This is a genomic window from Lichenibacterium ramalinae, from assembly GCF_004137085.1.
Lineage (GTDB): Bacteria > Pseudomonadota > Alphaproteobacteria > Rhizobiales > Beijerinckiaceae > Lichenihabitans > Lichenihabitans ramalinae.
In genome coordinates, this window is sequence record NZ_QYBC01000010.1 from 79,881 (window position 1) to 105,766 (window position 25,886).

Annotated in this window: 22 protein-coding genes and 1 pseudogene; 5 read left to right on the forward strand and 18 right to left on the reverse strand. The window is 68.6% G+C overall.

Annotated elements, in window-relative coordinates:
• Position 1 precedes the first annotated feature (1 nt).
• The 8 genes and pseudogenes from D3272_RS13050 to D3272_RS28320 all read right to left on the reverse strand — a co-directional run.
• Positions 2 to 2,488 carry a diguanylate cyclase gene (locus D3272_RS13050; protein ID WP_129219642.1) on the reverse strand — a complete coding sequence of 829 codons (2,487 nt, stop codon included), beginning with the start codon at positions 2,486 to 2,488 and terminating at the stop codon, positions 2 to 4.
• Entirely contained in the window at positions 2,485 to 3,849 is a 1,365-nt protein-coding gene (locus tag D3272_RS13055) for a putative bifunctional diguanylate cyclase/phosphodiesterase (RefSeq protein ID WP_129219643.1), read from the reverse strand. Before D3272_RS13055 ends, D3272_RS13050 begins: the two co-directional genes overlap by 4 nt.
• A 54-nt stretch (positions 3,850 to 3,903) precedes the next feature.
• Positions 3,904 to 5,427 (reverse strand): IS66 family transposase, encoded by a 1,524-nt coding sequence (gene tnpC, locus D3272_RS13060; protein WP_428977990.1) that lies wholly within the window; start codon positions 5,425 to 5,427, stop codon positions 3,904 to 3,906.
• Between the two features lie 94 nt (positions 5,428 to 5,521).
• Positions 5,522 to 5,815, reverse strand: coding sequence for an IS66 family insertion sequence element accessory protein TnpB (gene tnpB / locus D3272_RS13065; protein WP_342634180.1), 294 nt, complete (start codon positions 5,813 to 5,815; stop codon positions 5,522 to 5,524).
• 105 nt (positions 5,816 to 5,920) lie between these two features.
• Positions 5,921 to 6,298: an IS66-like element accessory protein TnpA gene (tnpA, locus tag D3272_RS13070; RefSeq protein ID WP_129219645.1), complete on the reverse strand. Its 378-nt coding sequence runs from the start codon at positions 6,296 to 6,298 to the stop codon at positions 5,921 to 5,923.
• 19 nt (positions 6,299 to 6,317) lie between these two features.
• The gene (locus D3272_RS13075; RefSeq protein WP_129219646.1) at positions 6,318 to 7,229 is read right to left on the reverse strand and encodes a PAS domain S-box protein; all 912 of its coding nucleotides are present in this window, start codon (positions 7,227 to 7,229) and stop codon (positions 6,318 to 6,320) included.
• 294 nt (positions 7,230 to 7,523) lie between these two features.
• Complete coding sequence (locus D3272_RS27670; protein ID WP_207210211.1) at positions 7,524 to 7,715, reverse strand: DUF2171 domain-containing protein; 192 nt, start codon at positions 7,713 to 7,715, stop codon at positions 7,524 to 7,526.
• Between the two features lie 96 nt (positions 7,716 to 7,811).
• Positions 7,812 to 8,639: pseudogene (locus D3272_RS28320) on the reverse strand (YsnF/AvaK domain-containing protein); the annotation flags it as partial.
• A 338-nt stretch (positions 8,640 to 8,977) separates the two neighbouring features.
• On the opposite strand from D3272_RS28320, the gene D3272_RS13085 reads away from it, so the two are divergent.
• A complete protein-coding gene (locus D3272_RS13085) occupies positions 8,978 to 11,068 on the forward strand; it encodes a response regulator (RefSeq protein WP_129219648.1) in 2,091 nt (696 codons plus the stop codon).
• 64 nt (positions 11,069 to 11,132) lie between these two features.
• Here D3272_RS13085 and D3272_RS13090 read toward each other — a convergent pair whose 3' ends face one another.
• From D3272_RS13090 to D3272_RS13110, 5 genes are all read right to left on the reverse strand, one after another.
• Complete coding sequence (locus tag D3272_RS13090) at positions 11,133 to 11,390, reverse strand: hypothetical protein (protein WP_129219649.1); 258 nt, start codon at positions 11,388 to 11,390, stop codon at positions 11,133 to 11,135.
• A 91-nt stretch (positions 11,391 to 11,481) separates the two neighbouring features.
• Positions 11,482 to 11,952 (reverse strand): YsnF/AvaK domain-containing protein, encoded by a 471-nt coding sequence (locus D3272_RS13095; RefSeq protein WP_165361336.1) that lies wholly within the window; start codon positions 11,950 to 11,952, stop codon positions 11,482 to 11,484.
• Between the two features lie 173 nt (positions 11,953 to 12,125).
• Positions 12,126 to 13,370, reverse strand: coding sequence for a DUF2382 domain-containing protein (locus tag D3272_RS13100; protein WP_165361337.1), 1,245 nt, complete (start codon positions 13,368 to 13,370; stop codon positions 12,126 to 12,128).
• A gap of 113 nt (positions 13,371 to 13,483) precedes the next feature.
• Positions 13,484 to 14,452, reverse strand: a complete 969-nt coding sequence (locus tag D3272_RS13105; RefSeq protein WP_245496541.1) for a PhnA-like protein — start codon at positions 14,450 to 14,452, stop codon at positions 13,484 to 13,486.
• A gap of 186 nt (positions 14,453 to 14,638) precedes the next feature.
• Positions 14,639 to 15,520 (reverse strand): LysR family transcriptional regulator, encoded by an 882-nt coding sequence (locus tag D3272_RS13110; protein ID WP_129219652.1) that lies wholly within the window; start codon positions 15,518 to 15,520, stop codon positions 14,639 to 14,641.
• A 323-nt stretch (positions 15,521 to 15,843) separates the two neighbouring features.
• On the opposite strand from D3272_RS13110, the gene D3272_RS27305 reads away from it, so the two are divergent.
• The 3 genes from D3272_RS27305 (at position 15,844) to D3272_RS13125 (ending at position 18,018) form a co-directional block, all read left to right on the forward strand.
• On the forward strand, positions 15,844 to 16,182 hold the full coding sequence (locus tag D3272_RS27305; protein ID WP_165361338.1) for an OsmC family protein: 339 nt from the start codon (positions 15,844 to 15,846) through the stop codon (positions 16,180 to 16,182).
• Between the two features lie 4 nt (positions 16,183 to 16,186).
• Positions 16,187 to 17,212, forward strand: a complete 1,026-nt coding sequence (locus D3272_RS13120) for a fatty acid desaturase (RefSeq protein WP_129219654.1) — start codon at positions 16,187 to 16,189, stop codon at positions 17,210 to 17,212.
• A gap of 470 nt (positions 17,213 to 17,682) precedes the next feature.
• A complete protein-coding gene (locus D3272_RS13125) occupies positions 17,683 to 18,018 on the forward strand; it encodes a short-chain fatty acyl-CoA regulator family protein (protein WP_207210212.1) in 336 nt (111 codons plus the stop codon).
• Positions 18,019 to 18,102: 84 nt separating this feature from the next.
• Here D3272_RS13125 and phaC read toward each other — a convergent pair whose 3' ends face one another.
• The 3 genes from phaC to cobA all read right to left on the reverse strand — a co-directional run bounded on the left by phaC (position 18,103) and on the right by cobA (position 22,569).
• Positions 18,103 to 19,836 carry a class I poly(R)-hydroxyalkanoic acid synthase gene (phaC, locus tag D3272_RS13130; RefSeq protein WP_245496543.1) on the reverse strand — a complete coding sequence of 578 codons (1,734 nt, stop codon included), beginning with the start codon at positions 19,834 to 19,836 and terminating at the stop codon, positions 18,103 to 18,105.
• Between the two features lie 517 nt (positions 19,837 to 20,353).
• Positions 20,354 to 21,751, reverse strand: coding sequence for a cobyrinic acid a,c-diamide synthase CobB (locus tag D3272_RS13135; RefSeq protein WP_129219749.1), 1,398 nt, complete (start codon positions 21,749 to 21,751; stop codon positions 20,354 to 20,356).
• A gap of 14 nt (positions 21,752 to 21,765) precedes the next feature.
• Positions 21,766 to 22,569 (reverse strand): uroporphyrinogen-III C-methyltransferase, encoded by an 804-nt coding sequence (gene cobA, locus D3272_RS13140; protein WP_129219656.1) that lies wholly within the window; start codon positions 22,567 to 22,569, stop codon positions 21,766 to 21,768.
• 56 nt (positions 22,570 to 22,625) lie between these two features.
• Here cobA and D3272_RS13145 point away from each other — a divergent pair, with 56 nt between their 5' ends.
• Complete coding sequence (locus tag D3272_RS13145; protein ID WP_129219657.1) at positions 22,626 to 23,699, forward strand: cobalt-precorrin-5B (C(1))-methyltransferase; 1,074 nt, start codon at positions 22,626 to 22,628, stop codon at positions 23,697 to 23,699.
• Between the two features lie 5 nt (positions 23,700 to 23,704).
• Here D3272_RS13145 and cobM read toward each other — a convergent pair whose 3' ends face one another.
• Together cobM and cbiE are read right to left on the reverse strand one after the other, a co-directional pair.
• Positions 23,705 to 24,469 carry a precorrin-4 C(11)-methyltransferase gene (cobM, locus tag D3272_RS13150; RefSeq protein WP_129219658.1) on the reverse strand — a complete coding sequence of 255 codons (765 nt, stop codon included), beginning with the start codon at positions 24,467 to 24,469 and terminating at the stop codon, positions 23,705 to 23,707.
• Positions 24,470 to 24,671: 202 nt separating this feature from the next.
• Positions 24,672 to 25,877: a precorrin-6y C5,15-methyltransferase (decarboxylating) subunit CbiE gene (cbiE, locus tag D3272_RS13155; RefSeq protein ID WP_245496544.1), complete on the reverse strand. Its 1,206-nt coding sequence runs from the start codon at positions 25,875 to 25,877 to the stop codon at positions 24,672 to 24,674.
• Positions 25,878 to 25,886 lie beyond the last annotated feature (9 nt).

Sequence of the window (25,886 nt, forward strand, 5' to 3'; positions counted from 1 at the left end):
TCTATGTCGACGCTACCGCCGGACCGACGGTGGTCTTCTCTGCCGAGTGTGCGAGGCGGCGGCGCTCGAGGTCGTCGATGGCAAGGCGTGCCAACCCCGTCAGCAGATGCCGCTGGGCCTCGTCGAGGGCCGGTCGGGCATGGTCGTCGGCGATGCAGAGTGCGCCGAGCTTGTGGCCGTCTATCGGGCTCACCAGGGGCGCTCCCGCATAGGAGCCGATGCCTGCCTGCGTCCGGGAGGTCGTGCTGAACCGGGGATCAGACCGTGTGTTCGAGACCACCAGCGGCTCGTCACCCAGGATCGTGTGCGCGCAGTAGGCCGCTTCCCGGGGTCCCCTCTCCATTGTCACGTTGTGGCGCCCGATGAGGACGGCCTCCTCGCGCCCGAGGAGAGACACAAAGGCCATCGGCACGCCGAAGGTTTCAGCAGCCAGCCGGGCGATGCGGTCGAGGCTATCGGAAGGTCCGCCTGCGCCAGCCTGTTCATAACTGGCCACGGTTTTCAGGCGGTCCGTCTCGGCCACGCTGAGGGGAGCGATGGGCGATGTGGACATCGCAGTGACGATGCGATTTCGCCCCAAGCGCTTCGCCTCGTAAAGACGTTCGTCGGAGACCGCGATCAACGACCTCGGGTGTCCGCTGTCGTCGGCTGGTCTCATCGTAGCGGAGCCAAGACTGACGGTCACCACCGAACCGCAGCCCGCGTTCCCGGCGTGCGGCAGGGCGAGGGCCTCGACTGCTGAACGGACACGTTCGGCGACCTGCGCGGCTCCGGCTTCGTCCGTGCCCGGCAGCACGACGACGAACTCCTCTCCACCATAGCGGGCGACGAGATCTCCAGGCCGCCTGACGCTGTCCCGGACTGCGCCGGCGACCGCACGGAGACAGGCATCACCGTCTTGGTGACCGTAGCGGTCGTTGAACGCTTTGAAGCGGTCGACGTCGAGCAGCAGCAGCGAGATGGGGCCACCGGCTCGCTTCGCCCGCCGCCACTCGCTGTCCAGCACCTCGTCGAAGTGGCGGCGGTTCGACAATCCAGTGAGCGCGTCGCTCCGCGCCACGCGGGACAGTTCGGCGTTCAGCGCCTCCAGCTGTTCCTCGGCGGCCTTGCGAAGTGTGACGTCGCGCAGCACGACGATGAAGCCGCCGTCCTCGGGAACGAGGCTGTAGCGTCCCTCGACCCAGACGTAGTGACCGGCCTTATGCCGCAATCTGTAGGTGGCCTCGGTGCTGGCCCGCTGCGCCTGCGAGGCGCAGATCAGCATCGTGACGTTCGGCCAATCGTCGGGGTGGATGATGTCCACAATGTCCCGGCCTTCGAGTTCCTCGGGTTGGTAGCCCAGCATGGCGAGTGCGGCAGGCGACACGTAGCTGCGCCGCAGCGACCGATCGAGCTGGATGATGACGTCCTGGGCATAGTCGGCGAGCAGACGGTAGCGCGCCTCGCTACGCGACAACATCGCCTCGGAGCGTGCCGTTCGCCGCATCTGACGCCTGAGCCCGGCTCCCAGCGCCGCGGCTGTCGCGCATAGGACCGCGAGCGCGAGCAGGATGGCGGTGGCCTTCGCCCGCCACACGGCGAAGACGTCCGCATCGGCGAAGGCAACGTTCAGCACGAGGGGCAGCTCGCCGAGGTGGGCGAAGCTGTAGATGCGGTCGACACCGTCGATGCTGGCCGTGCCGTTGAAGGTCCCCGAAGGCGAACGCATGAAGCGCTGGAAGTTGCTGCTCTTGGCGAGGTTGAGCCCGATCTGCCCCGGACCACTCGGGACGCGCATCATGACGACACCGTCGGTGCGAAACAGGCTGATGGACCCATGAGAACCGAGATCGGTCTTCGAGAAAAGCTTCTTGAAATACGCGAGCCGCATCGTGCCGACCACGACGCCGGCGAAGGCCCCGTCCGCTGATCTCAGGGCACGGCTGAGGGCGATGACGTCGTCATCGCCGGTCACGCGACGCGTGAAGGGAGAACTGATGAACAGGCCACGGCCCGGGGCGGCCTTCTGTGCCTGGAAGTACTCGCGGTCACCGAGCTCGGCACCGATGGCTTCCGACTTCGATCCGCGCACGACCTTGCCGTCGCGATCCAGCACGAGGATGGAACCGAGGTCCCTTGCCGAAGCGGCACGATCGAAGAGCACCAGGTCCTGAAGGCGCGGGCTGAGCCCTGACAGCTCGGGCTCGGACAGCCCATCGACGACGGCCTGAAGCGAAAGATCGTAGATCTCGATGTTGCGCGTGATGTCCTGCGACAGCGCGCTGAGCAGGTTGGTTTCGCTGCTCACCGCTTGGGCATAGGTGCTCTGTCGCAAATCGTAGAGGGTCCAACCTGACGCGGCGCAGAACCCGCCGACCACCACCGCGATGGCCGAGCCGAGCAGGCGGACCTTCCAAGCTCCCTTTACGGTTGGCCGAGCGTGGGAATGGCCGTTGCCGCCGTGCGGTCCGCCCGACGCGTCGGACCCTGATGCCCCGACGTAGCTCATGCAGCGACGGGCTTCGCGTGTTCCGCAATGAGCGCGACGAAGGCCACCGCCGGCGTGGGCTTGCCGAACAGATAGCCTTGCGCGTCCTTGCAGCCGAACGCCACAAGAGCGATTGCCTGCTCGGGCGTCTCGATGCCTTCGGCGATTACCTCGAGACCCATGCTGGCGCCGAGGGCGACGACGGCCTTGACGATGGCGGCGTCGTCGGGGTCGCTCTCGAGGTCGCGCACGAACTCGCGGTCGATCTTCAGGCGCGTCAGGGGATAGCGCTTGAGGAGGCTGAGCGAGGCGTAGCCGGTGCCATAGTCATCGAAGGCGATGCCGACGCCGAGATCGCGCAGGCGACGCAGAGGATCGATGATGCCGTCATCGAGGCCCAGCACCGTCGTCTCGGTGATTTCGAGTTCCAGAAGTTGAGGGGGCAGACCGGCGAACGCCAGGGTGGCCATGACGTCGTCGAAGAAGTCGACCTGCTTGAGTTGCACGGCGAAAAGGTTCACCCCTACCCGGATCGGGGTACCGGCAGCGGCTGCATCGGCGGCGAAGCAGCATGCCTGACGAAGGATCCAGTGACCGACCCCGAGTGCGATGTCGGAGGCCTCGAGCACCGCCAAGAAGGTCGCAGGTGACAACAGTCCACGTTCGGGATGACGCCAGCGCAACAGCGCCTCCGCGCCGACGATGCGGCCGTCGGGGATCGTGACCTGCGGCTGGAAGTGCAGTTCGAATTCGCCGCGCGCCAAGGCGCTTCGGAGTTCGCCTTCGACGCGACGACGTTCCTCGGCCTGGTGACCCATCTGCGGCCTGAACACCTCGCAGCGTCGACCACCCTCGCGCTTCGCGTGCTGGAGGGCGAGCAATGCGGCCTTCAGGGCCTGATCGGCGGCTTCGAAGTGCGACAGCCCGGGACACAGAACGATGCCGACGCTCGTCCCGATGTGGCAGGTCGCTCCGTCAGCGCCGAACGGTGCGCACAGGCGTTCCATGACACGTCGCCCGACCGAGCTGGCGGCGATCAGGTCGTCGCTCTCGGTGACGAGGATGCCGAACTCGTCCGCGCCCAGTCGCGCCACGAACGCGTCGGATCCTGCCGCCTCCATCACGCGCCGGGCGGCGGCAACGAGGACGAGGTCGCCGGCCGCCATGCCCAGCGATCCGTTCACCGCTTTGAAGTGGTCCAGGCCGATCATCAGCAACGTGAAGCGACCCACCCTGTTCAGCGCCTCGTCGACCATTTCCAGGAACCGCGTCCGGTTCGGCAGGCCGGTGAGCCGGTCGTGGTGCGTGAGCTGACGGACGCGCTCCTGAGATCGATGCCGTTCGGAAACGTCTCGGATAATGGGTAAGCATCCGGCCAGCACCGCAGGTCAGGGCTGCCGCGTGATGTCGGCCTTGCGAAAACCGTCGGTGCCCCGTCAGGCCGCCTGAGCCAGGGCTGCGCCGGGTCGGCTGGCCTTCCAGTTCCAGGGCAGCAGCTCGTCGAGGCGCTTCGCGGGGTGGTCGGGCAGGCGGGCGAGGACGTCGGCGAGCCAGGCCTGCGGATCGACGTCGTTGAGCTTGGCGGTCTCGATCAGCGTGTAGATGGCGGCGGCGCGATGGCCGCCGGCGTCCGAGCCGCAGAACGTCCAGTTCCGTCTGCCGATGGCGATCCCCCGCAACGCGCGCTCCGCCGCGTTGTCGGTGAGGCAAATTCTGCCGTCGTCGAGGAAGCGGGTGAAGGCCTCCCAACGGCTCAGGATGTAGGTGATGGCCTTGGCCGTATCGCTCTTGGCCGAGAGCCGCATTCGCTGTTCCCGAAGGTAGGTCTCCAGATCCAAGATCAGCGGCTTCGCGTGCTGCTGTCGTGCCGCGACGCGCTCGGCCGCGCTTCGGCCGTTGATGGTGCGCTCGACGGCGAAGATCTCGTCCATGCGTCGCACCGCCTCGACGGCGATCGGCGCCTTCGTCAGCTTGGCGATGTCGAACAGTTTGCGCCGTCCGTGGGCCCAGCACGCAGCCTCGATCACCGGAGCAGGCCTCCGCCGGCCGTCGTAGAGTTCGTTGTAGCCCGCATAGGCATCGGCCTGCAGAATGCCGCCGTAGGTCGCCAGGTGCTCCCGCGGGTGTTCCCCGGACCGGCTGCGCGAATAGTGGAAGGCCGCGGCCGGCGGGCCGGCACCGCCGAACGGCCGGTCGTCCCGCACGTAGGTCCACAGCCGCGCCGTGTCGGTCTTGCCCTTGGCCAGCACCGGCACCGTGGTGTCGTCGCCGTGGATCCGATCCGCCGCCAGCACGTGACGCGTGATCGCGTCCACGATCGGGCCGAGCGCCACCGCGCAGGCGCCGACGCGATCGGCGAGCGTCGACGTGTCGATCACGATCCCCTCGCGGGCGAAGGTGTCGCTCTGCCGGTTGAGCGGCTGGTGCAGCATGAACTTCGACACCAGCACGCTCGCCAGCAGGTTCGGGCCGGCAAAGCCGCGCGGGATTGGATGGGACGGAGCCGGCGTCTCGGTGACGCCCTCGCAGTCGCGGCACGTCATCTTCTCGCGCACGTGCTCGACGATCTTCCACCGCCGCGGCTCGCATTCGAGCGAGCGCGACACGACGTCGTCGAGCTTGCGAAGCCGGGCCCCGCCGCATCGGGCACAGGCGCAGGGCGCCGGATACACGATCCGCTCCACCGGCAGGTGATCGGGCAGGCTCGGGCGCCGCGAACGGGCGGGACGGCTTTGGCGCTCTGCGAGGGGGGCTCCCGAAGCCGCGATGTCGGCCTCGGCCTCGGCGGCTCCCTGGCTCTCCTCAACGTCGGCGATGGCCAGCTCGAGCTGCTCCACCAGGAGCCTGCCACGCTCGGAGGACTGGCCGAACTGCTCACGCCGCAGCTTGGCGATCAGGAACTTCAGCTTCTCGGTTTCGAGCCGGCGGATCAGGGCTTCGCTGCGCAGCGCCACGATCATGGCGTGGGCGTCGGCGAGGTCGGACGGGAGCTGATCGGAGGATGCTGTCACACCCCGATCAGATCACAACCATCTGCCGTTGCAAGCCTTTCCGCTATCCGGCCTGGGTGGGCCGCCACGTCCGCTGCGGGTTCCTCCAGTCGATGCCCTCCGTCAGGTAGGCGAGTTGCGCCGAGGTGATGGGAACCGCCCCATCGCGCGCCGATGGCCAGGTGAACCGGCCCCGGTCCAGCCGCTTCATGAAGAGGCACCCGCCCTGGCCGTCGTGCCAGACGATCTTGATCAGATCGGACCGACGGCCGCGGAAGACGAACAGGTGGCCGCAGAACGGATCGCGCCCGAGCACCTCCTGCACCAGCAGCGACAGGCCGCCGATCCCCTTGCGCATGTCGGTGTGCCCTCCGCTAGGCACCCCACCAAGCTTCGCTTGGCGTGGGCCCTGCCTGCGCTCCGCCCGTCGCCAGCCACACCTTGGTGCCGCTCGGCAGCGGGATCATCGCCGATCCAGGGCATCGAGGACGCGCCGCAGCGCGTCGCCATCGACGTCAGGGCCCACCCGCAGGCGGCGCCCCTGCGACAGCTCGATCTCGATCAGCCCGGCCGACCGCCTCGGGCGCGGCACGCTCGGTGCCGGCAGCGCGGGCATGGGAGCCACGATCTCGACCGGAACCAGCGCCGGACCGCCCCGTCCCAGCAGGCCGTCGCGCGCCAGACGGCGCCAACCGAACACCAGGCTGGCACTCACCGCGTTGCGCCTGGCCACCTCGGCCACCCGCGCGCCCGGGACCAAAGTCTCCTCGATGATCCGGGCCTTCTCATCGTCCGACCACTGACGCCGGCGCTCGACCCCGCTCAGAACCTCGACCCGCATCGACCTGATGACCTTTAGGCTAGCCGTAAGCCCGTAAGGTCGGCCGCGGGCCAGTCATCCCGCAAGGCGGTCCTCGTCGGAAGCGTACGATAATGGAGCCGACATGCGTCCGGTCCCCGTCCTGCCACGTTGCCAGGGACAGCTCGAGCGGGAACTCCGTCCCGTCCTGCCGCTGCCCCCTGATTTCGACCGTCTTGCCGGCGAGGCGCCGCTCACCGCCGGCGGCTATACGGGCCATGCCGGCCTCGTGCCCGCCTCGGAACGCAGCGGGCACGATGAGGGTCAGCGGTCGTCCTATCGCCTCTCGTTTAGCATAGCCGAACATGCGTTCGGCGGCCTCGTTCCAGAAGGTGATCGTGCCCGCATCGTCCGCGCAGACGATCGCGTCGGGCGTCGCTGCGGCCATGCTCATGGCAGCTTGTCGCACGATGTCCAGTTTTCGCTTTTCGAGATGGTCGGTGACGATCTTCGCCAAACTTCGCAGCAGACTCAGCTGTCGCTGAGACAGGTGCGCGCGCGGTTCCGTGTCGATGACGCAAACGGAACCAAGCCTATGTCCATCCGGCGTCACGATGGGCGCACCGGCATAGAAGCGGATGAACGGTGGGCCGACGACGAGTGGGTTGTCGGCGAAGCGAGCGTCGTACCGCGCGTCCGGGATTACGAGCACCTCATCGCTCATTAGCGCGTGGGCGCAGAACGACACCTCACGCGACGTCTCACACGCCTCGAAACCCACACGCGCCTTGAAAAACTGTTGGTGCTCCTCGACGAAGCGGACCAAGGCCGTCGGCACCTCGAAGAGGTCCGCTGCGAGTTGGACGACGTGGTCGAACTCCGAGGCGGGAGATGACACCTCGAGGCGATAGCTCCTCAGAACCTCGAGCCGCTGCTGCTCATCATTGGGGAGAGGGTAGCGTTGCGGCGGCATGACGGGACCGGTGTGTGCGTGTAAGCGCCATTATCTCGTCATGGTGCTACCGATCCGTTGCTGCGTTTCCTTTTCCGGCAGCACTCTCATTCGGCTCTCCCGGCAGCACCCTCGCGACCGGAGCCCAGGTTAGCGAAGCCGTCTCCTCCCACAGCGTGGATAGGCATGGCTTGCGAAGCGGGCCGGCCGGCCGGTACGGTCGCGACCCAGATGTTCAAGGCAACGCTACGCCACGCCGATCTAGCATTCGAAGTCCCGGCAGGCGTTGATCCCTGCCGGGAGAGCGGGGTCAGGTCACCGAGCCGCCTTGATCTCAGCGAGCGTCCTGTTCAGGTGCACGTGACGGTCGACGTGATCCACCCAAGCCATCGGCACGTAGTGGTGCTGGCCGTCAGGCGACGTGGTCTTGGCGAGCTTGATGCGGTCCGCCCCGTCCATATGGTCGACCGTACCGATCTTGGTGCCGTCCGAGGCGTACACCTCCATGTGCTCCACGATCCGGCCGTCGTCGCTGCCTTCTCTCACGGCGCCCGTGGTGCCGCCGACGCTCGTCGTGGTGCGCCCGTCCTCGACCTCGACCTCGGTATGACGCACCGTGTCGCGGATCGTTTCGGTGCGGTCCTGTGCTTCCTTGTGAAGCGAGATTTCCTCGACCACACGCGCCTCCTTGGACACGACCGCTTCCTCGTCGAACTCCTCCAGCTCGATGGTGCGGTCCTGGAAAGCGGCATCGGCGGCGCTCACGGCACGGTCCACCGGGCGACGGTCGACCTGCACGGTTTCGCGACGGAGCGTGACCTGCTCGTTGACCGGAGTCTCGACGACGAAGCTCCGCACACGGAGACGGCCATGGCTGACCTCGCGCTTGCCGACGGTCAAACGTTCTTCGTACAGCGAGATCGAGTCCTCGCGGCCGGTCAGGCTGGTATTGGCGACGGTTCCTGACGACGTCGCGTCGCGGGTAGAGACCGTCCCCTGCGTCGCTGCCGTTCCAGCAGCGACCGTTCCAATCGCGGGTGCCCGATATCCCGTCCACCCCTCGCCGCGCCAGGAGGTCTCGCGCTCATCCATGTCCACGGCACCGTCGCGGTCGAGGATGTCGAGCACGCGGTCGGCATCGACCTGTCCGGTTTTGACCGAAACGAGGTATCCACCCCGGCGCAGGCCCTCTGCGTAGGAGTAGCGGTCCTCCTCGGGCATGAACATGTCCTTCAGGGCCGCCAGGAAGCCCTCGTGTTGAGGAGCCGAAGCCGTGCCGCTGGAGCCGCTGCCGCCCTCGACCATGCTGATGTCGCCACGGGGGACGCCCGCAGCCTCGATGTCGGAGACGGCCTGCTGGGCCGCTCCCTTGGTGTCGAAGAAGGCGGTGAGGGCGCGCGACGGCGCCGACGTGTTCTGGGTGAAGCTCATGGTGCGACCTCAAGGCAGTACGACGGGACTGGGATAGCCGAGGCACGGTCCTGACGCCGATCGGACCTGCGACTCCACGGTACGAAGACTGCTCCCGACTGCACGGCCCGAAAGCGGGCATGTGGAAGGCGATCACCGATCCATGAACCGGGGCAACGCCAACGCAGGGCACGGGTTGCAGCGATGGCCCGGGCGGACGAGGTATCTTCGCATCCGCGTTCGCCCTAGGCTCGGGCGTGCCGTCCCGGTTGGCTGACCCGACCTTCAGCACGGTGGGACCAGGGTCGTGGCGCACGCCGCTTTCCTGTGTTCCGCCTCCTTCCAGGCGGAGCACAATCGTGCACGAGTTTCTTCGTTACCTGTCCCGACACCAGTCGACCGCCGCGGTCCGCTATGGGATTCCGGTGGTCGCCATCGGTCTCCTCAGCCTGCTCAGGCAGTTTGTGCCGCTCGATACGGCACCGTTCCTGCTCTACATGCCGGTGATCTTCGTGGTGGGCGTGGCCCTGGGACGCGGTCCGGCCGTCGTCGGCATGACCCTCTCCACGGCGTTCGCAGCCTGGTTCTTCTGGCGGGCGCCCCCCTATGGCCAGCTTTCGATCGGCCAGATCGTCGCCCTCGTGCAATACATCGTGGTCGGAAGCGGCATGGTGATGGTCTGCGAGGCGCTGCGCAAGGTCGTGACGGCCAACGAGGAAGCCTTGTTGGCCATGGCCAGTCTCAACGCCGCCCTGACGCAAAGGGAAGCCACGCTTGCAGCCGCCAAGGACGAAGCGGAGGCCGCTCGAAAAGCGGCAGTGATGGCCCAAGAGGAGGCCGAGTGGGCCAAGGATGCCGCCTTAGCCACGAAGGCAGAAGCGGAGCTTGCCAAGGATGAAGCCCTCGCGGCCAAGGCGGAAGCCGAGGGGGCCAAGGACGCCGCCGAGGCCGCCAACCAGGCCAAGAGTTCCTTTCTCGCCAACATGAGCCACGAACTGCGGACGCCGCTGTCCGCCGTTATCGGCTACAGCGAGATGATGGAGGAGGAGGTCGAGGACCTAGGGGAAAAAGGCCTGCTGGCCGACCTCGGCAAGATCAAATCGAACGCCCGTCACCTCCTCAGCCTCATCAACGACGTGCTCGACCTCAGCAAGGTCGAGGCGAACCGCATGGATACCTATGCGGAGGATGTCGAGGTTCGGACCCTCGTGGAACAGGCCGCGGCGACGGTGGGGGCCCTGGTAGCACAGAAGGAGAACCGGCTCGTCGTCGAGGTCGCGCCGGATGCCGGTGCCATGCATACGGACGTGGTGAAGCTGCGCCAGTGCCTCTTCAACCTGATGAGCAATGCGTCGAAATTCACCGAGAAGGGAACCGTGACGCTGAGGGTTCACCGCGAAGGTGAGCTGGAGGGGGCGGCGTTGGTGTTCTGCGTAGCGGACACCGGCATCGGCATGACGCCCGAGCAGGTTGCACGCCTGTTCCAGCGGTTCAGCCAGGCGGACGAGTCGACCACCCGCAAGTTCGGCGGCACGGGCCTGGGTCTGGCCCTCACGCGCGCCTTCGCCCATCTATTGGGTGGTGACATCTCGGTCGAGAGCATCTTCGGCGAGGGCACGACCTTCACGCTCCGACTTCCAGCCTACATGCCGGAGCAGAAGACCTATGAGGACGGAACTCCGGTGCCAGGTCGCGTCGAGGGGGACGAGCGACAGACCGTGCTGGTGATCGACGACGACTTGGCGCAGCTCGACCTGATGGCGAAGTTCCTGGACCGTCAGGGCTTCCACGTCCGCACGGCGACCAACGCCCAGACCGGGCTTGAGATCGCCCGCATGGTCGTACCACGCGCCATCATGCTGGACGTGATGATGCCCCACATCGACGGTTGGGCGGTGTTGACCGCGTTGAAGGCGGATCCCGCCCTCGCCAAGATACCGGTGGTCATGGTGACGTTTCACGACGACAGCGGGCTCAGCGTCACGCTCGGGGCCGCTGACCACGTCGACAAGCCGGTGCGCTGGGAGAAGCTGAAGAGCGTCATGGAACGCTTCCGCGACGCGGAGGGCGACGTGTTGATCGTCGACGACGACCCGAGCGTGCGGGAACGCCTGCGGGCGACCTTGTTGCGTCAGGGTTGGAGCGTGGTCGAAGCCGTCAACGGCCGGGATGCCCTGGTGAAGGTCATGCACGGGCCGCCGCGCGCCATCCTGCTCGACCTCAACATGCCGGTCATGGATGGCTTCCAATTCCTGCACGATCTCAGGGAAAAGCCCGGCTGCGCCGACATCCCCGTCATCATATTCAGTGCCCGCGACCTGTCGGCGGCGGACCGTCGACGTTTGCAGGATGCTGACAAGATCCTGACGAAGACCACGAGCCTCCGGGAAGTCGCAGCCGAGCTTCGTGTCCTGGTTCCGGACATGCTCGACGAAGGTCGGTCGAATTGAAAGCTGGTGAGGGAACAGGACGTCGGTCGACTGCTCTCGCCGGCACCACCCCCCTTTCGTAGGATCAGCGGCCCATGTCCCGGACCACCGCGTCGAAGACCTTGCGGCAGGGGCCCGTCAGCAACGCACGTTTAGGCCGCATGCAGGCGACGATGGCCGCCTCATCGCTGATGGCGTCCGCACAGAGCCTGATGGCATCGTCCCGGCATACCGCCTCGGCCTGCGCGCGTAAGGCCGGACTGACATCCGCCGCGGCGACGAGGGCCGCCGAGGGGACGAACAAGGTGGCAAGCGTGGCGAAGAGGACGCGAACGGATGGCATTGGGAAGCCTTGTCATATTTCGGGTGCCATGGCGCATCCCGTGACGGACGTGGTTCGAGGGCTAAGCGTCCGTTGGCCTGAAAACCGCCCGTCAGTCTGAAGAGCGCGCAGAAGGATTACCGTCCTCACTAACTCGACGGGCGTCGATACCGCCCTCCGGTGCGAGACGCTCGACGATGGCGCGTTGACGCCGCAGCGTCACGGGTTCCCTCACCACCTCACGCTCAAGGACATGACGGACGTGGACCTCCTCGACAAGGAAAAGCTGCTTCACCAGCACCAAGCGGTCCTCGACGACGGGGATGATGGTAGTATCGCCTTCCGCGCGTGCTGACGGCGCCTCGTCCACAACGCGGCCCACCGGCACGCGCGTGACCTCGACGCGGTAGCGGTCCAAGTCCGCCTCGACGACCTCCTCGATGGTCTCGGTGCGCGTCCCGACCCGGACGGTGCCGGTGAGCGTACGCCACTTCGCGACCTGGATGTGCTCCTCGACTACCTGGAGGACATCGGCGGCTTCGTCCCGGGTGGTTGACGATGCCTGGGCAGCGCGGTTGGCCAAGACGAGCCTTGCATCCCGGAGAGTCTCCGTAGGGCTCCGTGCCGTTCCGCTGGGTGCCTTTGGCTTTTCGTCCATGTCGCAATGTCGCCGCTTCGAGGATGGGGGGCGGCCCGGCTCCGTGCCGAACCGCTTCTTCCGTGGTCCCCGGATACATTCCGGGGACATGCGTCGGATCAGACAGCCTTCCAGCGCCGCATGGCCTCGGAGCCCGGAACGCTGAGCATGACCTTGTCATCGGCGGACCTGACCAGGTCCACAGGCAGCAGGTGGTACTGGCCGCCGCCGACGTTGTCCTTGCGCTTCAGCTTCATCATGGCCCCGTCCAGGCGGTCGATGACGCCGACGTGCACTCCGTCGGAGCCGACGACCTCAACGTCCTTGACCAAACGTGAGGTGAAGCCGGACGTCGCGCCCATGGCCGTCGTGCCGACCATGCGGCCGTCCTCGATGTCGACCTTGGTGGAGCGCACGGTGTCGCGGATCGTCTCGGTGTGGTCGACTACGTCCTTGCGGATACCGATCTCCTCGACGACGCGCGCCGTCTTGGCGACGACCGCCTCCTCGTCGACCTCCTCCATCTCGATGGTGCGCTCCTTGAAGGCGTCGGCCCCAAGCGACGCCACGGGACGGTCGACGGCGTGCCGGTCGATGGTGACCGTCTCGTCGCGCAGGGTGATGTCCTCCGACACTTGGTTCTCGACCACGTAGCTGTGGAGGCGAACCTTGCCGCGGCTGACGGCGCGCTTACCGACGTTCAGGCGCTCCTCGACGACCTGCACGACGTCCTCGTTGCCGCGTCCGACCGTGCCGGTCGACAGCACCGGCTTCGAGGCCACGGGCACGGGGACCTTGACCACCGGAGCCGGTGCGACGACCGGCTTCGGCGCGAGGACCGGGGCGCGCTCGACGACGGTCTCAGTCTCCACGATGCGCGTGGGCGCGGTCTTGCCCGCAAGGGCCATCGCCATGGCACCACCAGCGGTGGCCACCGTGGAGGTGGCGGACGACGTCATGGCCGGTGCGCCGGTCCAACCCTCGCTGCGCCAGGTCTCCTCATGCTCGTCGAGGTCGATGGAGCCGTGCTCCTCGACGATGGCGACGGCGCGGTCGAGCTGGGCGTCCATGACGTGGGCGGTCAGCAGCACGTGTCCGCGGCGCACCCCCTCGGCATAGGTGTGATGGTCGTCGGTGCCGCCGAACATGTCTTCGAGCGAGGCCCAGAAGCCGGTCTTCCTAGGGGCCGCGGCCGTCGTGGTGTCGGAGCCGTAGAGGCCGTACTCGTCCCTGGCGTTCTCGGGCGAGACGGTGACGTCGGATGCCGGGACGCCCAGGGCGCGCAGCTTGTTCGCTGCGCTGTCGGCGTAGTCACGGCTCTCGTAGAAGGCCGTGATGGTGTGGTCGCGCTGGTTCGTGGCCATGATGAGTCCTCGTCTTTGAAGTGGTGGGTCGCGCATCCGAAGGGGGGCGGATGGCCTGGCGTCGGCCTCGGCGGCATGCGGGATGCCGACGAGGATCTCGGGATGGCGTCAGGTCACGCGGCCGTGTTGCCCTGGCGGCGGACGGTGCGGATGAACTGCGCCGTGACGGTCGGGTCGACCGTGCCGGCCTTGCCGCCGAACCAGGACGCGACGGCGCCGAGGATCAGGGCCAGGCTGCCCAGCAGGGCGCCGCGGGACACGCCCTTGGCGGCGGTGTCGGCCGCCTCGGCGGCCTGCTGCTTGGCCTGGGCGGCCTTGTCACGGAACTGCCCCTCGTAGGAGGCAACGCGGGTCCGGGCCTGGTCGACCGGGATGTTCTGCTGCTTGGCCATCGCCAGGGCGACCTTCTCCCGGGCGTCAGCGACCTGAGCGTCGTCGCCCGTCACCATCGCCCTGGCGAGGGACGCCGTGGCGTCTTTCATGGCCGTCGCCGGATCGTTGGCTGGAGCCGACAGGGCCTGCTGCATGGCGCCGACCGGGTCGGTGCCCTGCGACAGGGCGGGGACGGCCGTCTGCGCCGCGGTGCCGACCGCGTGGCCCACGCCGCCGATGGCGCCGCTCACCGTGTTAAAGGCGCCGCCGATGAGGCCGCCGACGGCCGTGGTGAGCAGGTAGAAGACGACCAGCGTGGTCAGGGCCCAGGAGGTCAGGCCGTGCCAGGCGCCGGTGGAGGCCTTCGGGCGGCCGGACAGGCGGCTGGCGATGTAGCCGCCCACGAAGGCCGCGATGATGCCCGACAGTGCCCACCAGATGCCCGCGCCGATAGAGAAGCCGCTCGCGGTCGGGTTGTCGCCCGTGGTCGGGTTCAGGGTGGACGCCCCGACGCCGATGCCGATCAGGTTTAGGATGAGCTGCGTCACGAGGCCGGCGACGACGCCCGCCAGCACGCCGCCCCAGGACACGTTGTTGACCAGGATGGTGCGCGCGTCGTCCTCGGGGCTGACGGGCGTCAGGTTCGGGTCGCCGCGGGACGGGTGGACGGTGTCGCTGATGGCCATGGACAGGATCCTGTAGGCGCGCATGTTTCCGGCCCCTCCGGATGGAAGGTCATGGACGCATCAATTGCTAAATTGTCGATCGATCGCCGTTTGTACTTGGCATCCAGGGCGGATGTTCAGGATGCGGCGATGTAGCCATAACGGAAACAGGCGTCCATCGATGCGGTCGATATTCGCTGACCTACTATGCGCCGATGCATTGCGGACGCCTTAGCCCGGCAGGAACGCCCCTACGGCCTCGGCGATGACGGCCGACGTCGCCCGGATGCGCGGCGTCGCGCGGCTGTCCTTGTGCACCAGGATGCAGACCTTGGCGTGCGGCGGTGGGGTGGGCGTGTCCAGCCGCGTGAGGGACGGGTCGCGGTCCGCCCGGAAGCGGGCGAGGCAGGCCAGCCCGCCCCCGCTGCGCGCTGCGACCACCAGGGCCTCGTGGCTGCTCGTCTGCAGACCCGGACGCGCGCGGTGCGCCAGTCCTGCGGCCCACCGTTCCTGCTCCTCGCCGTCGACGTCGTCGAGCGAGGTCATGAGGCGGTGGCCAGCGCATCCGGCCGCGAAGTCGGGCTCGCCGTGGCGCTGGAGGTACAGCGGTGACGCGTAGAGGCCGAAGTCCACGCGCCCGACGCGGCGCACCACGAGGTCGTTGCGGTCCGACGGCGCCAGGCGCACGGAGATGTCGGCCTCGCGCATCGCCAGGCTCACCTGGAGCGGGTTCGGCACCAGTTCGACCCGGATCTCGGGGTGGTTGTGCTGGAGCGCGACGAAGCAGGGCGCGAGCATGTGGACGGCCAGCGTCTCGGTGCACGACACCCGCACGGTGCCCTGCAGCTTGTCGTCGTGGCCGCCCACGGCACGCTGGATGGTGAGCGCCTCGACCTCGACCCGCTCCGCCTGGCTCCGCACCGCCTCTCCGGCGAGCGTGAGCCGGTACCCATCGGGGGTCCGGTTGAGGAGGCGGACCGCGAGGTTCTCCTCCAGGGAGGCGAGCCGGCGCCCCACCGTGGACTGCGCGACGCCGAGGTCCCTCGCAGCCGCGGTGAGGCTGCCGTGCCGCGCGACGGCGAGGAAGAAGCGCAGGTCGTCCCAGTCGAGCATGCCACCTCCATGCGAATCCGCATACCCGGAAAGCTTTTCTGGTTCGACTTCTCGGCGAACCGAAACTGTTGTCCGCTTGTGTACCTACCTTAAGGAGCGCCCAAGTGACAGAAATGACGGGATGCGGGCCTCTCGCAGAGCATGTCGACTGGACGACGTCCTTGGAACTTGGCACCGGCACCGGTGACCTGCCGCAGGTGGCTCGGAACGCGCGCACGCTGGCGTGCAAGACGGTGGCGACGGCGCGTTTGCGACAACGGCACCACATCCGCGATCTACCACCCATCGGCAGCGGGGCAGGCTCGCCGGCATCCGAGACCTTGTTGGCCGAGGAGGAGGAGCCCCACCCGTCGGAGATGCTGCTCGCGGCGCTCGGGGCCTGCGTCACCGCCAGCATCCAGGCCAACGCCGTGGCGCGCGGAATCCCGCTCCGGAAGCTCGAAGTGCACTCGCGGGGGGAGGTCGACCTGTCTTCGCTCTGGGGCGGCGACCGCCGGCCTCACCCGCTCGGCTTCGAGTCGATCAGCATCGAGGTCCACATCGAGGCCGACGCCCCGCGCGACGCGCTGAGGCGCCTCGTCGACCACGCCGTGCTGTGGTCCCCGGTGGCCAACACGCTGCACGACCCCGTCCACCTCGACGTCGCGCTGGTGACGGAGTGAGCCCATGACGACGAACGTCGACTCGAACTCCCCCTCGGTCTCGGCCAAGGCCTGGATGCGCGTCCTCGCACGCTACCGCGAGCCGAGCCCAGGCCGCAGCGCGGCCGAGATCGCCCTCACTGCGGTCCCGCTGCTCGCGCTCTGGGTCGCGATGTGGCTCTGCCTGCAGGTGAGCTGCTGGCTCTGCCTCGCCCTAGCCCCCCTCGCGGCCGCCTTCTTGGTCCGGCTCTTCCTCATCGAGCACGACTGCAGCCACGACGCCTGCTTTCGCACCCGGGCCGCCAACGACTGGGTGGGGCGGGTCATCGGCGTCTTCACCTTGACGCCTTACGACTATTGGCGCCGCACGCACGCCATCCACCATGCCACGGTCGGCAACCTCGACCAGCGCGGCATCGGCGACGTCACCACGCTGACCGTGGCCGAGTACAAGGCCGCGTCCCGGACGGGGCGACTCCTGTACCGGCTCTATCGTCATCCGGTCGTGATGTTCGGGCTCGGGCCCGCCTGGCTGTTCCTGGTGCAGTACCGCCTGCCCATCGGCCTCATGCGGGCAGGCTGGAAGCCGTGGGCCAGCACCATGGGCACCACCGCCGCGACCGCGTCGCTCGTTGCGGGGCTCGTGTGGTGGCTCGGCGTCGCGCCCGTGCTGTTGATCCCGCTGCCGGTGCTCCTCGTCGCCGCGTCGGCGGGCGTGTGGCTGTTCTACGTGCAGCACCAGTTCGAAGAGACGAACTGGTCGGCGGCCCCGGACTGGACGCACGCCGAGGCAGCGCTGCACGGCAGCTCCCACTACGACCTGCCACTCGTCCTGCGTTGGCTCACGGCCAACATCGGCCTGCACCACGTGCACCACCTCAGCAGCCGCATTCCGTTCTACAGGTTGCCCGAGGTGATGCGAGATCATCCCGAGCTGCGCGACGTCGGACGCATCACCTTGTCCGCAAGCCTACGGTGCGTGCCGTTGGTGCTGTGGGACGAGGGCAACCGACGCCTCGTCTCGTTCGAGACCGCGCGGAGGACTTCATGACTCGGATTCACCTAGGGTCTCGCCGACTCTGGATTGAGGAACCGCCATGGGTTGCGCCGTCCACCCAAGCCACATCACGGAACGTTGAACGTCGGCTTTTGAGCAGACCACTTTCGACGTCTACCGTCATATGTGGGTCGACACCAGCCATAGCCGATGACGCCAGCTTCTGCCCACTCACCTCGACCGTGTCCGCGTGGACGGCAGTGGCTATCTTTCGCACCCTTCGGCGATGTTCAAGCTGACCATTTGCCTGGCCTGATCGGCTCGTCGCGGGGGCGACTAACGACCTGATCTCCAGCCAGCGTCCGCCGACGAGGCGCGACGCACGGAGGGAACATGCGCCCGCGGCGGTGTGTGGGCTATCAAGCAAGGGGCCAGTAGGCGGGCGTGCATCACCATTGTCCAAGCGCTTCGCCAGTGCCAACTTGCCCTTCACTCGGTACTCGGGCGACTGACCGCGCTGGAACATCCACGCGAGCCTCCATGACCCCGGGCGGCTGGTGACCCAGATCGTCGAGGCAACAGACGGCGAGCACTACTTCACACTGGCCCGGACGGTGCCGCGCATCGGCGGGGAGGGCGACCTCGCCATCAGGCTCGGCTGCGAGCTGAAGCATGCCGGGCGCCCCGCGGCCGCGCGGGGCCTTGACCTCGGCAACCCGCTGGTCACGCCTATCGGTCCCGCATGCCGCATCTGCGAGCGTCCCGAATGCCCGCAGCGCGCCGCCCAGCCGGTGAGCCGCACCCTGATTGTGGACGACCTCCGCAAGACGGTGTCGCCCTGTCCCTTCGCACCAAGTTGAGTCCGATCTCCAGCCGGTCGAGCTTCGAGACTTGGTCGAGGCTGGTGAATCGAAGCGGAGCCGTCATGGGACACCTCGCCAGCCTCAGCTCTGGACCCTCACGTAATCGCCCGGAGCATCGCACAACGGTTGCAACACGCCGCCTCCCGGCTCGCGCGCCGAGATCTTCTCGGGCGCTTGTTCGACCAGCCAAGCGGCCCAGTCCGGCCACCAGCTGCCGGGCGTTTCCGTCGCGGCTTCGAGCCAAGCCTCGTAGCTGTCCCCGACCTCCGGGCCTGACCAATACTGGTACTTCGGCTTCGAGGGAGGATTGACCACGCCCGCGATATGGCCCGACCCGGCCAGAACGTAGCGCATAGGCCCGCCGAAGAATTTGGCACCCACGAAGACGGACTTCGCCGGCGCGATGTGATCCTCCTTGGCGGCGAGGTTGTAGACCGGGATGGTGACACGCCCGAGGTCGAGCGTCTCCCCGGCCAGGACCATCTCCCTCTTTGTCAGCCTATTCTCGAGATAGCAGTTCCGCAGGTAGAAGGCATGGTTGGCGGCGGGCATGCGAGTGGAATCGGAGTTCCATGTCAGGAGGTCGAAGGCCATGGGGGCCTTCCCCTTGAGGTAGTTGTCGACCACGTAGGACCAGATCAGGTCGTTCGGCCGCAGCATGTTGAATGCGTTGGCCATCTTCGACCCCTGCAGGTAACCCCTCTCGCGCATCTGGTTCTCGACGGCGGCGATCTGCTCCTCGCTGGCGAAGACCTTGAGGTCGCCGGCGTCGCGGAAGTCGGTCTGTGCCGTCAGGAACGTGGCGGACGAGATCCGCGCGTCGCCGTGTATGGCCATGTAGGCGAGCGTCACGGCGAGCAGGGTGCCGCCGACGCAGTAGCCAGCCGCCGCCGCGTCACGCTCTCCGGTGGCTTGCTCGATGGCGCCGAGGGCGGCGAAGATGCCCTCGCGCATGTAGCTCTCGAAGTCCTTGTCGGCGTGGCGCTCGTCTGGGTTAACCCAGGAGATGACGAAGACCGTCAGGCCCTGGTCGACAGCCCACCTGACGAGGCTCTTGGCCGGGTTGAGGTCGAGCACGTAGAACTTGTTGATCCACGGCGGCACGATGAGCAGGGGGCGCCGGTACACGTCCGGCGTCGAGGACGCATACTGGATGAGCTCCATCAGCTCGTTGCGGTACACGACCTTGCCGGGCGTCATCGCCATGTTGACGCCGAGCTCGTGGCCGGTGTTGTCGCTCTGCCGGATCTTGAGTTCGCCCTTGCCGGCCGCGATGTCCTCGGCGAGCATCCGCATTCCGCGCACGAGGTTCTCGCCGCCCTCCTCGAACGTGTGCCTCAGCAGTTCCGGGTTGGTGGCTAGGAAGTTGGAGGGTGACAAGGCGCCGGTGAGCTGACGCAGGTAGAACCGCGCCCGACCGCGCGTGTCCTCGTCGAGGTCGGCCTGGTCGACGAGGCCGGTCGCCCACTCGCTGGTTATCGTGTAGGCCTGCCGAAGGAAGTCGAATCCCGGCATCTCGCGCCACTCAGGGGCGGCGAAGCGCTTGTCTACCGTCTTGGCGGGCTCGGGCTCGGGGGCCGAGCCGCCGGCCATGCGGCCCATGGTGCCGGCCCAAAGCTCCATCATCTGCCTCGACAAGGTGGCCTGGGCGACCATCATCCTTGCGGGATCGGTCATCCACTGCGCCGCGACCTGTCCCAGCGTCTGGACCATGTCCTTGGCCTCTTCGCCGCCCTGCGGCTGGACATTCATGCGCGATCTCGGCTCCAGATAGGCCGCCGCGACCTTCTGGCTCTCCTCGACGAAGAGGCCCATGGTCCGTGACAGCCGGTCCAATTCGGTGATGCCCGAGGGAGCTGGGCCGCTTTCGTCTCGGGGACCGCCGGTGGCCTGCGCGGGAGCGGGCGCCTGGCCGGCAGCCGTTGGGCGGCTGGCCCCCGGTCCTGACGGCGAGGCGCCGGCGGCGTCACCGCTCGTCGGGCCCTGGCCGACGTTCAGCGGATCCGCGGACGGATCCTCCGACCTCGGGTCCCCCTGGGCCTTTCGTCGCGACGGACGCTGATCCTTCATGGCGCTCTCCCTGTCCTGGGGCTTGCCGAGAGCGGTGCCCCTTGTCGTCGCTTGACGATGTGATCGACGAGACGGCTGGTCGTCCGTCCAACGTCCGATCGTGCTTTCGAGAGGCACGGTCGGTTCGCCTCGCCTCAAGGACACAACTCATCGCTGGCGATCGAGTTCACGATGCGACCGAGCCGCAAGGGCTCGGGACGATACCGTCGACGTCCGGCCAGGAGTTCGCGGCACGGGCGTGTACATCGCCGAGCCGCCTGAATCACGACCGTTCCGCAAGCGCGTGGAAGAAGGTTCCGGTGACCGTACCGCGGCAGCTACCGGTCATCGAGGGTGCGCTCCCATAGGCGTCCGCGGCCTCGGCAAGGCCGGGGTCGCCACCGATGTCGACGATCGAAGCGTAATGGAATTCGTGACCGCGCAGTCGCGTGCCGACCGGACCGAGGCAGGAGGCGCGAAGCGTGACGGCGTCTCGATAGCCGAGGTGCAGCTTCTTCCTGGCGTAGCTCGTCTCGAGGCCGAGCAGTCCCACCATGGCGTGACGCACGCCGTGCGCGTCGACGAGCCCCTGGCCGAGGACCATGTACCCGCCGCATTCGCCATGGACGGGCCGATCGGACGCGAACGCACGCAAGCCGGATGCGAACCGGGAAGCCGCGGCGAGTCGGCCGGCGTGGAGCTCAGGGTAGCCTCCGGGCAGCCAGCAGGCGTCGCAGTCGAGCGGCGGCGGTTCGTCCTGTAGGGGAGAGAAGGCGACGATCTCCGCACCGGCGCGTCGCCAGCCGTCGATGACGTGCGGGTAGACGAAGGAGAAGGCGTCGTCACGCGCGAGGGCGATGCGCCGGCCGGGCGGGCGCAGCGGAGCAGGGCGGTGATCCTGTTCCTCTCGGGGGCTGTCGACGTTGCCCGGGAGGTGTTTCGAGAGCGTTGCCCGTGGTGGGCGCAAGGGTGGCACGCGTCTCCCCGTCTCGCCGGGGTTACCCTCTGCGCGGCCCAGGGTGCTTCCCGCGATCCTCGCCAGCGCGTCGAGATCGACGTGCTCGGCTACGACGTCGGCAGCCGCGTCGACCCTCGCCTGGAGGTCGTCGGTCTCCTCGGCCTGGACGAGGCCGAGGTGGCGTTCCGGTAGTGACAGCCGATCATCGCGGGGCACGGCACCCAGAACCGTCACCCCGACGCGCTCCATCGCCTCCGACACGAGGCGTCGGTGTCGCTCGCTGGCGACTCGGTTGAGGATGACGCCGGCGATCCGGATCCGAGGGTCGTAGGCGACGCAGCCGGCCAGGAGCGCCGCCGCTGACTGGGCCTGCCCGGAGCAGTCGTGGATCATCACCACCGGCCAGCCGGTGAGTGCCGCGAGGTCGGCGGAGGATCCGCCTCGCCCCTCCTGCGCCGGCACACCGTCGAAGAGGCCCATGGAGCCCTCGCAGATGACGACGTCGCCGTCCGCCCGGGCGAGGCTGCGCAACAACTCCGGCGGCATGGACCAACTGTCGAGGTTGTAGCTCGGGCGGCCGGTCACGGCGGCGTGGAACGCGGGATCGATGTAGTCCGGCCCGTTCTTACGCCCGGCCACACGCATCCCGAGGCGGCCGAAGGCCCGCATCAGACCGAGCGTCAGGATCGTCTTGCCCGAACCCGAGCGGGTCGCGGCGATCATCAAGCCGGGCGAGCTCACGTGGGCAGGCCGATCATGCCGGCGCTGAGGAGCGCCCGCAGACCCACGATGGCTCCCACCGCGACGATGGCGGGCGAGTCGAGGCCCGCATGGTCGGCGTCGGCCCGGGCCGCGGCCAGCGTCGTCTCCCAGACCCGCTGGCGCGGCGTCGTGGCGTCGCAGACGATCGCGACGGGCGTCTCCGGCGCCAGGCCACCGTCGACCAGTCCCGAGGCGATCGACCCGAGGTGCGTCATCGCCATGTACAGGATGAGCGGAAGGCCGGTGCGCGCTATGGGCCCCCAGTCGCGCGGAGCGTCCGCCGTCGCCAGGTGACCGCTCATCAGAATGACGCCCGCGTTCGTGGTGCGGGTCGTGGCCGGGATGCCCGCGTAGGCGAGCCCGCCGATGCCGGCGGTGACCCCGGGGATGATGCGGAAGGGCACCCCGGCCCTGGTGAGGTCGAGCGCCTCTTCGCCGCCCCGGCCGAAGACGAACGGGTCTCCGCCCTTAAGGCGCAGGACGCGCTTCCGCGCCCGCGCGAGCTCGACGAGCCGCCCGGTGATGTCGCACTGCTTGGGCGACAGTCTGCCGCCTCGCTTGCCCGCGAACTCGCGTTCGACCTGCGGACCGGCGAACGTCATGATCTCGTCGGACACCAGGGCGTCGTAGACGATGACGTCAGCGCTCTGCATGGCGTGCACGGCGTGAAGCGTCAGGAGGCCCGGATCGCCCGGTCCGGCCCCGCAGAGCCACACGGTGCCGGGGGCGAACTCGGGGAAGCGGTCAGTGACCTCGTGTGGCTCGAGCGGGTCGGTCATGGCGAGCACTGAAGACCCCCTTGAGTCGTTGCGGCGATGCCGTACATGATCGGTCGATGACAGACCCCATCCTTCGCCGTGGCTGGACCACGGGAGCATGCGCCACGGCGTCCGCCCGAGCCGCCTTCACGGTGCTGCATGGTGCGAACTGTCCCGACCCCGTCGAAGTGGCGCTGCCGAGCGGCACCCGCGTCGCCTTCGCATTGGCGCTCGACGAGCACGGCGAGGGCTTCGGCCGGGCCGGGGTGGTGAAGGACGCGGGCGACGATCCCGACGTCACGCACGGCGCGCTGGTCATCGCGACCGTGCGACTCGCGCCGGCCGGCTCCGGCGTGAGCTTCCGGGCAGGTGAGGGCGTCGGGATGGTGACGCGCCCCGGCCTCCCGCTTCCCCCCGGCGAGCCGGCGATCAACCCCGTTCCGCGTGCCATGATCGGCGTAGCCATCGCCGAGGCCGCTGCGGAGCTTGGCGTCGCGCCCGACGCGGAGGTCGAGATCGCCATCCCGGGTGGGGCGCTCTTGGCCGAGCGGACGCTCAACGGCCGGCTCGGCATCGTGGGCGGCCTGTCCGTCCTCGGCACGACCGGCATCGTCGTGCCCTATTCCTGCGCGGCCTGGATCGACACCATCCATCGCGGCATCGACGTCGCCCGCGCGCTCAAGCTGGGCCACGTCGCCGGTGCGACGGGCAACGCGTCGGAGGTCGCGGTGCGCGAACTGTACGGTCTCGACGAACCTGCGCTCATCGACATGGGCGACTTCGTGGGCGGCATGCTGAAGTACCTTCGCCGGCATCCCGTCGACCGGATCACGGTGGCGGGTGGCGTCGCGAAGATGACCAAGCTCGCCCAGGGGCTGCTCGACCTCCATTCGAAGCGCGGCGAGGTTGACCGAGCCTTCCTCGCCGAACGTTCCCGCGAGGCCGGCGGCGGAGGCGCGCTGGCCGAGGCCGTGCTCGGCTGCAACACGGCGGCGGAAGCCTTCGGGATGGCGCAGGCCGAGGGCGTCGACCTCGGGGGAGTCGTGGCGGGGGGCGCGCTGCGCACCGCCGCGACCTGCCTCGGCCGGAGCGACGGGCTCGACGTGGTGCTGTTCGACCGCAACGGTCGATTGGTTGCGCGAGCCGGGTGACGTCGTCAAGGCTGTCGGCCTCCGCGGAAGCGCCGACGGTAGTCCGCGTCGTAGAGGGCGCTGTCTCGGAAGTCATCGGCCGCGAGGGTGCGACCGACGAGGATCAGGGCGGTCCGCTCGGCCGGCTCGGCCGCCATCAGGCCCGCGATGGTGCCGAGCGTGCCGCGGACGATCCGCTCCTCGGGCCAGGAGGCCCGAACGACGACCACGGCCGGCATGTCGGCGCCGTGGACCGGCGAGAGCTCGGCCACGACGCGGTCGAGCGCGTGGATCGACAGGTGGATCGCCAGCGTGGCTCTCGTGGTGGCGAAGGCTGCGAGCGTTTCGGCTGCCGGCATCGCCGACGCGCGACCGGAGGTCCGGGTCAGCACCAAGGACTGGGCCACCCCGGGTAGGGTCAGCTCGGCACCCAGTGCCGCCGCCGCGGCCGCGAAGGAGGGCACGCCGGGCGTGACGCTGTAGGGGATGCCGAGATCACGCAGGCGACGCAGCTGCTCGCCCATGGCGCTCCACACAGACAGGTCACCGGAGTGGAGACGGGCCACCTCCTGGTCGGCCGCATGGGCGCGGGCGAATTCGGCCGCGATAGCGTCGAGGTCGAGCGGCGCCGTGTCGACGATCCGAGCACCGGGCGGGCAATGGTCGAGCAGCGCCCGGGGTACGATCGATCCCGCGTAGAGGCAGACTGGGCAGCGGGCGAGGAGGTCACGGCCGCGCAGTGTGATGAGATCGGGGGCACCCGGTCCGGCACCGATGAAGTGGACCGTCATGTCGTCTCCGGATTTGGCGCCTCGGGGAGCGCGAGGCGGTGTCGAGATCGGGGCGTGTCGCTTCGTGGAGCCGGGCGACGGCTCTCCGCCGGCGCCGCCCGCTCTGCCGACCCGCGGAGTGACGCGGCCTCGTGCGGAACCGGCGGGTGTCCGCCGGTGGGCGACGAGCGGCGGCCAGCGCAGCCGTCGGGATCGGGGACGCTCACGCCTTCACCCAGGTCCACTGGGTGACCGGCATTGCGGTGCGCCAACCATGGAAGGCGCCGACGCGGTCGGCATGCGCCACGCTCAACGCCGTCAGCGCGCCGCCGGTCGAGCGGAACCGCGCGATAAGGACTTCCTGGGTCTCGATCGTGACGGCGTTGACGACGAGGCGCCCACCGGGCCTCAGCGCCGCCGCGCAGGAGTCGAGTACCCCATCCCTGGTGGCCCCACCGCCCACGAAGACGGCATCCGGTGCGGGAAGGTCGGCCAGCACGTCGGGAGCCGCGCCTTCGCTGACGACGAGGCAGGGCACGCCGAGCGCGGCGGCGTTGCTTCTGATGCGCGCCGCACGCTCGGGATGGCGCTCGACGGCGAAGGCCCGGTTCTCGGGGTGGGCGAGCATCCACTCGATCGCCACCGAGCCCGAACCGGCGCCGACGTCCCAGAGGACCTCGCCCGCAAGTGGTGCCAACGCGGCCAGCGTCGCGGCCCGGACCGCCGACCTGGTGATCTGTCCGTCGTGGTCGAACGACCCGTCGGGGCGGCCAGGGACGAGCGACAGGGCTGGGCCCAGTCCTGCCACGTCGATCGCCAGGGTGTTGAGCGGCTCCAAGTCTGACAGTGCGAAGGCGTCAGCCGAGGAGACGCGAATTCTCTCGCGCGGACCACCCATGGCCTCGAGCACCGTGAGCCGCGAGGCGCCGAAGCCGCGAGCCGAGAGGAGCCGGGCCACCTGTCCGGGCGTTTGGGCGTCCGCCGACAGCGCCAGGACCCGAGCCCCGGCCCTGAGCGCCGGAACCAGCGTCTCGATCGGGCGGCCGCAGAGCGAGAGGAGGCTGCAGTCCTGCTGGGCCCAGCCTAGCCTCGCGGTGGCCAGGGCGAACGCCGAGGGCTGGGGATAGCAGCGCAGTTCGGCGGACGGCACGTGCCGGGCCAGCGCGGCGCCCACGCCGTAGCAGTAGGGATCGCCGCTCGCCAGCACGGCGACGGGCTCGCCGCGGCGGGCGAGGATCATCGGATAGGTGTCCCGCATGGGCGATGCCCAGGCCAGGGTCTCGGCCCTCGTCGGGCCCAGGAGCGCGAGGTGCCGCCGCCCGCCGACGACCAGGACGGCTTGCGCCAGGGCGCGTCGCGCGTCACGAGACAGGCCCTCGACCCCGTCCTCGCCGATGCCGACCAGCGTCAGCCAGGGTTCTGCGCTCACCCGGTCCCC

Bases quoted from the DNA above. Each gene is read 5' to 3' on its own strand.
- D3272_RS13050 (WP_129219642.1), bottom strand. From the start codon at position 2,488: ATGAGCTACGTCGGGGCATCAGGGTCCGACGCGTCGGGCGGACCGCAC.
- tnpC (WP_428977990.1), bottom strand. From the start codon at position 5,427: ATGATCGTGGCGCTGCGCAGCGAAGCCCTGATCCGCCGGCTCGAAACC.
- tnpB (WP_342634180.1), bottom strand. From the start codon at position 5,815: ATGCGCAAGGGGATCGGCGGCCTGTCGCTGCTGGTGCAGGAGGTGCTC.
- tnpA (WP_129219645.1), bottom strand. From the start codon at position 6,298: ATGCGGGTCGAGGTTCTGAGCGGGGTCGAGCGCCGGCGTCAGTGGTCG.
- D3272_RS13075 (WP_129219646.1), bottom strand. From the start codon at position 7,229: ATGCCGCCGCAACGCTACCCTCTCCCCAATGATGAGCAGCAGCGGCTC.
- D3272_RS27670 (WP_207210211.1), bottom strand. From the start codon at position 7,715: ATGGAGGTGTACGCCTCGGACGGCACCAAGATCGGTACGGTCGACCAT.
- D3272_RS13090 (WP_129219649.1), bottom strand. From the start codon at position 11,390: ATGCCATCCGTTCGCGTCCTCTTCGCCACGCTTGCCACCTTGTTCGTC.
- D3272_RS13100 (WP_165361337.1), bottom strand. From the start codon at position 13,370: ATGGCCACGAACCAGCGCGACCACACCATCACGGCCTTCTACGAGAGC.
- D3272_RS13105 (WP_245496541.1), bottom strand. From the start codon at position 14,452: ATGCGCGCCTACAGGATCCTGTCCATGGCCATCAGCGACACCGTCCAC.
- D3272_RS13110 (WP_129219652.1), bottom strand. From the start codon at position 15,520: ATGCTCGACTGGGACGACCTGCGCTTCTTCCTCGCCGTCGCGCGGCAC.
- D3272_RS13120 (WP_129219654.1), top strand. From the start codon at position 16,187: ATGACGACGAACGTCGACTCGAACTCCCCCTCGGTCTCGGCCAAGGCC.
- phaC (WP_245496543.1), bottom strand. From the start codon at position 19,836: ATGGGCCTCTTCGTCGAGGAGAGCCAGAAGGTCGCGGCGGCCTATCTG.
- D3272_RS13135 (WP_129219749.1), bottom strand. From the start codon at position 21,751: ATGATCGCCGCGACCCGCTCGGGTTCGGGCAAGACGATCCTGACGCTC.
- cobA (WP_129219656.1), bottom strand. From the start codon at position 22,569: ATGACCGACCCGCTCGAGCCACACGAGGTCACTGACCGCTTCCCCGAG.
- D3272_RS13145 (WP_129219657.1), top strand. From the start codon at position 22,626: ATGACAGACCCCATCCTTCGCCGTGGCTGGACCACGGGAGCATGCGCC.
- cobM (WP_129219658.1), bottom strand. From the start codon at position 24,469: ATGACGGTCCACTTCATCGGTGCCGGACCGGGTGCCCCCGATCTCATC.